The 2,654-nt window shown below is 28.4% G+C and carries 2 protein-coding genes and 1 pseudogene; all 3 read left to right on the plus strand.

The features are described 5' to 3' along the window. Positions 1-617: pseudogene (locus AC30RD_RS05665) on the plus strand (DNA primase); the annotation flags it as partial. Position 618: 1 nt separating this feature from the next. Next, on the plus strand, positions 619-1,599 hold the full coding sequence (locus AC30RD_RS05670; RefSeq protein WP_489493367.1) for an argininosuccinate synthase domain-containing protein: 981 nt from the start codon (positions 619-621) through the stop codon (positions 1,597-1,599). A 3-nt stretch (positions 1,600-1,602) separates the two neighbouring features. Next, positions 1,603-2,654 (plus strand): LTA synthase family protein (locus tag AC30RD_RS05675; RefSeq protein ID WP_489493366.1); only part of this gene is annotated, 1,052 nt, incomplete at its 3' end.

The following is a 2,654-nucleotide window of genomic DNA, read 5'->3' on the forward strand; positions in this document are numbered from 1 at the left end:
AAAATATGTTTAGGCATCCAAAACCTTTTATAGAGTTTGTTTTAGAGCATATAGCCTCTTCATATGATATAAACAACCCTTTACAAAAAGAGAAAGCTTTAAACGAGATGGTTGAGTTTATAAAAACTCTATCTTTAGTATTACAGGATGAATATAAAAACTATATTGCCGCTTTATTAAATATTTCTCCATCAAGAGTAATTTTGTCAAAAAAATATAAAAACTCAAATTTGCAAAATTTTCAAAAAAGCGATACAAAAGAGTTAACTATAATAAAAACAGCTCTTGTAAAGCCTAAATTTTTAAATACTATTTTAGACTATATAGATAAAAATCATTTTACATATCATCAAGAGGAGTTTGGATATCTATTAGAAGAAAAATATGATCATCCAAAACTTATGAGAATAATGGTCGATGATGATATAAAAATATATGAAAATGAGGAGGAATTAAAAAGTGAGTTATTAACTTTTTTGATAAAATTCTATGAACAAAAATTAAAAAATCTTATTAAAAAAAGAGATGTCTCTTTCAAAGAGAAAAGCTTTAAAATAAGAAAATATAAAGATATAATCACAAGATTAAAAAAAGGAGAGTTGATAATTTATGAGTAAAATAAAAGCCTTAGCCCTTTTTAGCGGTGGACTTGATAGTCTGCTTGCTATGAAGCTAATAATTGAACAAGATATTGAAGTGATAGGTTTATATTTTGATACCGGATTTGGCACAAAAGCAGAAAATGAAAAACAAAAATATCTTAAAAACATCGCAGATAAGATCGGAGCAAAACTTGAAATAATTAATATAAAAGATCAATTTATAAAAGATATATTATTTAATCCAAAATATGGCTACGGAAAAAATTTTAACCCTTGCATCGATTGCCACGCAAATATGATAAGAGTCGCTAAAGCGCTTTTGCCAAAATATGAAGCAAAATTTATCATAAGCGGAGAAGTTGCCGGGCAAAGACCTATGAGCCAAAGAATGGACGCACTTAAAAAGGTAGAAGAGCTAAGCACCGCCGATAGACTAATACTTAGACCTCTTAGCGCAAAACTTCTTCCTATTACTATACCGGAAGAAAAAGGGTGGGTTGATAGAGAAAAACTTTTAGATATCCATGGAAGAAGCAGAGAAGTTCAGATGAAGTTAGCAAAAAAGTGGGGGATAGAAAATTATGAATCTCCAAGTGGCGGATGTTTATTGACTGATGAAAATTTCTCAAAAAAAATAAAAGATCATATAAATTTTGATAAATTTGATTTAGAGGATATAGATGTATTAAAATGGGGGAGACATTTTAGACTTCCCGATAATGCGAAATTAATAGTTAGCAGAAACAAAGAGGAAAATCAAAAAATAAAAGAGATGAATTTATCAAAATATATCAAATTCTCTTTACCTCTTCCTGGGCCATTAAGCATAATCACTAAAAACACCTCAAAAAAAGATAAAGAGCTTGCCGCTAAAATCGCCCTTACATACTCTAAAGCAAAGCCAAATGAAATTTATGAGGTAAAAATAGGGGATGAAGTATATAAAGTTAGCCCTTTTGAAAAAAAAGCTGACGCTCAAAAATATTTTGTTAGGTAAAAAATGAAACTATATTTTAAATCAAGATTTAAACTTTTATGGATATTTTTTGCTATTTTTCTAGCTTATTCATTTATTATAAGAACAGTTTTTGTTATCTGGGTTTGGAGTGAAATTAACCACTCTATAGTCAATTTACTAAAAATTTACTCTGTAGGGCTATTTTACGACATAATAAGCACAATATACTGGTCTATTCCTATTGTTTTATATCTAATTTTTATTCCAAATAAATTTTTTCACTCCAAATATCATAAATACTTAACATATCTATTCTTTTTTGTTGTAATCTACTCTTTAGGCTTTGACGCGGTAGCAGAATATCTTTTTTGGGAAGAGTTTGGTGTTAGATTTAATTTTATAGCAGTTGATTATCTTGTATATACTCATGAAGTTATAGGAAATATAAGAGAATCTTATCCTGTTCCTATGCTTTTAACCTCTATTTTTGTTATTTCTTTGTTTCTGTTTTGGATAGTAAAACCTTTTTTAGATTATGAGATAGAACATAAAATAAAGTTTAAGCAAAGATTTTCAAGAGGTTTTTTTATTTTGCTATTGCCGGTATTAGCTTTTATCTTTGTTGACGACTCATTAAGTAAAACAAAAAACAGATATGAAACAAATTTGAAAGAGAATGGAATTTACCAACTTTTTGCGGCTTTTAGAAATAATGTTCTTGAATATGATGAGTTTTATAAATCTTTACCGATAGAGTATGTAATAAGCAATTTAAAAACTCTTTTAAAAACTAAAAATTCAACATTTTTAGATTCAAATATAACAAGATTGGTAAAATATAGCAAAGAAGAGAAAAGATATAATGTAATTTTAGTTATGGTAGAAAGTTTAAGCGCGGAATTTTTAGGAACTTTTGGGAACAAAAAACATCTCACTCCAAATTTGGATAAACTGATAAAAAAGAGCCTTTTATTTACAAATCTATACGCAACAGGAACAAGAACGGTTAGAGGTATGGAAGCCGTTACCCTCTCAATCCCTCCAACTCCGGGAAGATCTATTGTAAAAAGACCGGATAATCATAATATGTATTC

The sequence above is a fragment of the Nitrosophilus sp. genome (genome assembly GCF_982775275.1).